The sequence below is a fragment of the Dehalobacter sp. genome (assembly GCF_030063005.1).
GTDB classification, from domain to species: Bacteria; Bacillota; Desulfitobacteriia; order Desulfitobacteriales; family Syntrophobotulaceae; genus Dehalobacter; species Dehalobacter restrictus.
Map to the genome: position 1 here is coordinate 1 of NZ_JAPDHR010000033.1, position 5,920 is coordinate 5,920.

At 41.8% G+C, this 5,920-nt stretch carries 5 protein-coding genes; 3 read left to right on the forward strand and 2 right to left on the reverse strand.

Translation table 11 applies throughout. From position 1 onward, the window contains the following. The first annotated feature begins 581 nt into the window (after window positions 1–581). The 3 genes from OKX56_RS09875 to OKX56_RS09885 all read left to right on the forward strand — a co-directional run bounded on the left by OKX56_RS09875 (window position 582) and on the right by OKX56_RS09885 (window position 4,533). On the forward strand, window positions 582–1,460 hold the full coding sequence (locus OKX56_RS09875; protein WP_019226672.1) for a LysR family transcriptional regulator: 879 nt from the start codon (window positions 582–584) through the stop codon (window positions 1,458–1,460). Window positions 1,461–1,928: 468 nt separating this feature from the next. Continuing rightward, window positions 1,929–3,251 (forward strand): hypothetical protein, encoded by a 1,323-nt coding sequence (locus OKX56_RS09880; RefSeq protein WP_287896330.1) that lies wholly within the window; start codon window positions 1,929–1,931, stop codon window positions 3,249–3,251. Between the two features lie 457 nt (window positions 3,252–3,708). Beyond that, window positions 3,709–4,533: a DUF3102 domain-containing protein gene (locus OKX56_RS09885; protein ID WP_287896332.1), complete on the forward strand. Its 825-nt coding sequence runs from the start codon at window positions 3,709–3,711 to the stop codon at window positions 4,531–4,533. 81 nt (window positions 4,534–4,614) lie between these two features. On the opposite strand, the gene OKX56_RS09890 is transcribed toward OKX56_RS09885, so the two are convergent. Together OKX56_RS09890 and OKX56_RS09895 are read right to left on the reverse strand one after the other, a co-directional pair. Further along, window positions 4,615–4,854 carry a DUF2922 domain-containing protein gene (locus OKX56_RS09890; protein WP_025205449.1) on the reverse strand — a complete coding sequence of 80 codons (240 nt, stop codon included), beginning with the start codon at window positions 4,852–4,854 and terminating at the stop codon, window positions 4,615–4,617. A 38-nt stretch (window positions 4,855–4,892) separates the two neighbouring features. After that, a complete protein-coding gene (locus OKX56_RS09895; protein ID WP_025205451.1) occupies window positions 4,893–5,117 on the reverse strand; it encodes a DUF1659 domain-containing protein in 225 nt (74 codons plus the stop codon). Window positions 5,118–5,920 lie beyond the last annotated feature (803 nt).

Sequence of the window (5,920 nt, forward strand, 5' to 3'; positions counted from 1 at the left end):
ACCCGATATGCGTAATACGACTTAATACTTTAATTCAATATTCATTTTTAAAGTCCGCATTTGGTGGGCTTATTTTGGTGTACCCTTCTTTTTACGCAGTCTCATGTCTGAACTCTTTCAAACTAATCCTCCCTAACTAAATAAAAATAACAAGAAGCAGTATTATTCATTGATTTCTTTTGGCTCCTAGTGACTTTCAATTAGCCTTATTACTCAAAATGTTAATTCTTGTTTTAACTCCTTTATTGTGCTAAAGTATATGCATTCTAACAAAGAATGCATCATAATGGAAATAATCGTTTTATCGTTGGTTATGCAAAAATTTTATAAAAGACAAGTATAAAACTGTTAAGCGCTCTCCGCATAATATCCAATTATTACTCAGTACTGGTAAACCGTGGTATGTACTGGACGTTCATGCAGACGGCATGAGCCCGACACGCCGATTTTACTCCACAAATTCTGAAAGGAGGCTAGTACATGATAATTGCAAGAAAAATTATAGCGTTGTATTATGGTAAATTTGGCATTTAAGCATACATCAGTATAATGAGAACGAATAAAAATTGTGAGGTGATATTTTGAAGATTAGCTATATGCATGAATTTATCGCACTGGCTGAAAATCTGAACTATTCACACACCGCAGAGGAATTATTCATATCACAACCAGCACTAAGCAGGCACATAACTGCGATTGAAACAGATATAGGGATTCAGCTACTTAAACGAACAAAACATAGCGTTGAGCTTACTCCAATGGGTATGATTGTAGTTAGTGAATTTAAAAAAATTATTGAACAATATGAAAATTTACTTACTAAGGCTACGCTATTATCTTCCGGTTTTACAGGTAAACTCAAGGTAGGGATGTTATACTACGCCAGTGATGAATATATAACTCCAATAATGAGATTTTTCAAAGAAAAATATCCTAATATTGAACTTTTAATATCATCCTATCAGCCAATGCAACTTATACAAGATTTATTAAATGATAAAATAGACGTTGGTCTTACTCTTCATGAGTACTTTCCACATGCTGACCGCCTAATTTTTCATGATATCCGCAGCGAAAAATTAGCTGTGATAGTTTCTGACAAACATCCCTTTTTCTCAAAGGAATCTGTTGACGTAGCTGATCTTGATGAACAACTATTTATTTTCTTAGGTGACCAAGAGTGGCACAGATTTTGTGTTGAAAGATTATTAACAAACCACGGCATAGGCTTAAAGCATTTCACATTTACTGATCAGATCGACACCGTTTCATTTACTATTAAAGAGACAAATGGAATATTTGTGGTACCTCACCATTTAAAAAGTATGTCCATCAGTAATACAGCATTCCTTGAAATAAACGATAGTGAATTCTTTATCGATATGGCACTTGCCTATAAGGTAACTAACAATAATGCTGCAATACCATTATTCATTAATAATGTAAATAAAATTTTCTAACTATTAAATCAACTTTCACAAGTGGGAAAGTAACGGTATTAATTTATAAAAGTCTAAGAAACAAAGGCCTATGATTGACAATCAGATAACGAGATGTCAAACATAGGGATTTTTTTTTGAATTTCAAAATTTTTTTTTAACATTTTATTACAGGTTATTCAATATTCAATATATGCATAACCGGAAATAAAGAATAGTATTTCCATTATTAATACGCATCACCTACAATAAAACTAAATCCGGATTTATAAATCGATTTCACTTTTTCATAAGAAAAAATACTAAGCTATGCCGTAAAAAGGAGGATCAATAATATGATAAAAGAAGACAGTGCAAATATGATAGAAAAGAGTTTTGATCACCACCCACTAATTCCTTATCGATACCACCGCACTTGATGCAGAGCACGATGTCAGTTATAGCAGTGGACCGTTTGCACTATCTACACCCGGAGGCGGCCTTTATAAGATGGGAGTATTTCCATATCTCATGCCTGTCTGGCATACGGATTGGAGGGATGAAGCATTATCCTGGCACTTGACGTGTTCATTGCACGCAGGTTTGAATCCTTCAGTGGTAACGATCCTTCGAGGCCCGGAAGCGAAAAAGTTCATGAGCGAAAACTTTGTCAATAATGTGGAGGATTTCCCCATCGGTATTATAAAGCATGGAATTTTGTGCCTCGAGAACGGGCTTATCGCGACACATGGCGTTATTATGCGTACCGGCGAGGAAGAATATGAGTTATGGTGGCACGCTCCGTACCTCAACTATCTATTCGGCCTTAAGGATTACAATGCAGAACTGATAGATATGACAATGAAAGTCTTTATTTTACAGCTTCAGGGCCCAAACTGCCTGTCAATTCTTGAGGAAGCTACCGGCGAAGATTTGAAGGACATTGACTATCGCCATTACCGCAATAGTACGATTAATGGTCATAAAGTACGTATTCTCCGTTTTGGCATGGCGGGTACACTTTCCTATGAGGTTCATGGGGAGGCCCAATACTCTAAAGAAATCCAAAAGAAATTAATCGAGATCGGCAACCCTTATGGTATTCGACAACTTGGATTCTCCAACTATTTATTGAATCATAGCGAAGGCGGAAACTTCCAAGCCAATCTCAGCTTCATGTCTGCTTTGTTCCTGGATGAAGGGTTCCAGAAGTGGTCTAAGCAGGGCTCAGACGAAGGAGAAGGAGAAGGAGAAGGAGAACTCAACTATTCTTCATTCGGCTTTGACTTTAAAGGCAGCGCCGGCGGCGATCCCATGAAAGTGGTGTTCAATCCAATCGAATGTGGACTTGGCAAGTGTATTAACTGGAACCATGATTTCCGCGGGAAAGCAGCTTTACTGGAATACAAAAAAAATCAGAAGCGTGACATTGTGACGCTTGAATGGAACGCCGAGGATATCATCGATGTTTATGCTTCAAACTTCCGACCGGGTGAAGAGAACTACAGCCCGATGGATTTCCCTGGACCTGAATCAATGCTCAACGGCTCTGCCAATTGGGTATTATCGACAGACTACGTTTACAATAAAGACGGAAAAGAAATCGGGCTTTCAACAAGCCGTACGCAGAGTCATTACTATCGGACAGTAATTTCAATGGCACTGCTTGATCTGGAGTATCGGGATTTTGGCACAGAGGTTTATGTACTCTGGGGCGAGGTTGGATCACGGCAGAAGAAAATACGCGCTAAAGTTTCATACTACCCGTACAACCGGGACAATAAGGACCGCACGGGGGATCAGGTCGATGTAAGAAGCCTTTCATCACGTTAAACAGAAGCTAAAGTTCTTCGGAGATCCAGAAATACGTCAGATGGGAGAGAGCAACGGATGCAAAATATCCATATAACAATGTCGGGTGTAGTAAGGATGTTGATTTAAATAATATTCCAAGATCCTAAAAGCAAAGCAAACTTTCTGTAACCTATACATTTGAATAGATATTAATATCAGTCTTTGTATAACTAATGCTCTCGAAGTCCGATGTCAAATTCAGGGGAGCTGGAAACGGTCAAAGGTAGGATTGAAATTTTTGAGTCTAAGAGCAAACTAATTATCCAGCTCCTCTATGCATCAATAATTATCACTCTAAATAGGAAGAAATACTATGGCATCTATATTCATCTAACTTGCCATAAATTGTCTAAAAGCCCGTTGTTCATGCGGGCTTGCTCTTTTAAGCAGGAATTTTTCCTGCTTTTTTTAGCGGCGTTTTATGGTCATGATATAATTGGCGATTATACATAAGTCAAAACAATTGAATACATATTCAATTGTTTTGATGGAAGCCAAGGAAATGATCCCTTATGGGGAATTTTGCAAATGGCTGGAGGAAGCCGTTGATTACTCAGAGCGTGTAGCATATAAACTGATGCGCATCGCCGAAGAGTATGGACCGGGGCTGTCCGTACTATCCGAAGCCGATGTGAGTAATGTGCCTTTTGCCAGACTTGGTTACAGCCAGGCATTCGCCCTTTTGGGGATCCCCGCGGAGGAACGGGCGGAGTTTATCGCGCAGCTAGATATTGAGCATATGTCGGTGAGCGCACTGCAGCAGGTGATCAAGGACAGGAACGAGGCTCTTGAAGAGAAAACAGCGCTGGCCAAAAAACTGAAGATCCATCAAGACAAAGTTTCCGGCTTAGCTGAGGAGCGCGATCAGGCGAAAAAAGAGGCGGAGGCTAAAGAACAGGCATTATGGAGTGAGCAGAGCAGGGTAACGCAGCTGCAGCGGGAGCTGACAGTGCTTCAGAACGACAGTGTGGCCGCCCGGCGTATGAAAGAGATCGAACGGGAGCGCGATATAGCCAAGATCAACCATGCCATGGCACAGGCCGACGCCCGCTACGATCTAATCGTCAAAGGATTCGACGACCTGTTCAGCACGATCAGGGAGATGGCTGGAGCAGATCCTAATGCTTACAAGCTGTTTGTTAATCAAACAAGTGAGTTTATCGCAAAGACGGCGCGTAAGTTAAAACGTATCAAAAAAAATGCACAAACGGCACCGACAGAACAGGCGGTTCCCGAGGCTCCTGCTCCCGAAACACCATGATTTTAAGGAAGAACCTCCCAGCCGGCTAAGTCGGCGGAGGTTCTTCCAACGGGGCTTCCCCCAGGTTGCTGCGGTTATCGCTTACGCTTCCGGAGGATCGTAAAGATCATCCGTTTCCGTATTGATAACTTTAATATCCCGTTTAGCGGCCAAAGCGCCGCTCGCAGTGATGAATACGTCCTTCGTGATGAGTATATCCATCACGGCTTCAGCCTCAGCCTTCGTCAAGCCTGTTTTCGGATTGGTCAGGGTGATTGCGAATGTCTTGCCCCCGCTGGTTAAGAACGTTAAGCGCACGACTTTATTTGTGGTAACCGCCATTGCGTCTCACCTCCTTGTCTATCCGCTTTGGCTGCCGGTTATTCATCCGCCAGCTCCGAATTGCTGCTCAAGACCACTTCCAATACCTGATCCTGCACTAGGCTGAATAAGGCTGTTGCCACGTCATAGGCATCTTGGATCGTGGCATCGGCTCTTACGCCGCTGAAACTTTTCTTTCTGGTCACCGGGTCACCGGCAGGCGTTACCCCGGACTCGCATGTTACGACCAGCGTAGAAGTTAATGGTGTAGCAGTAACCGCCATCTCCATCATCTCCTTTCCGGTTTATATGACAGGCCGGCTTGTCCAGCTTATCGGTTTATTTTATGCCGGTGTTTGTCCGATGGTGACAGCCGGATTATGTCATAAGCGGTTTACCGGAAACAGCAGGAGCAGGGCATATCTTATTGGCCACTTTACCTTAGGCGGTATATTTACGGTTCTTTTCTTATGCTAAAGTGTATGCAATTACAACAAATGCGCATATCTCAGGTTATTTGTCAATAGTAAGATGCCCTTTCCGTTTCGACAAACTTAGAAACAATATGAAACTATTTGACCAAGGAATTCAAAGCAATACAGAGAATATCTTTAACGTTAGCGTAAAGCCTTTTTCTGAATGACGTATGGCAATGCGTTGTCATGGCTGGCGACCAGATCGCCTGGAACAGAAAAAAGGCCCAAGTCAGGACAGGAAGATTGAAAGGAGGTATGTCAGGCGGTCAGGAAGTGCTTAAGCGGCCGGGAGTCATCGATAGCAGCAAACGAGCAATTTCTTGCAGGAGTGGTATTTGGCTGAATACTGCTGGTCGTAAGAGCCTGAGTGTCGGGCAGTCAATCTTCAGAATTGGTTTGGTTAGGAAAAATTCAAAATTAAAAAAGTCTGCCTGAGGTTAATCCGGTCGGAAATGGCAGACTCAACAAAAGGAGCCCTAAAACGGCGAGGCCACTGAAAAAGTGGTACCTGAACCTCAAAAGCAAAAGAGCTGGAATTACGAAGAAAGAAGTAATTCCAGCTCTTTTTTGATACAATTAAATAGAGAAAAAACTTCAGCGCAGGTAATCAT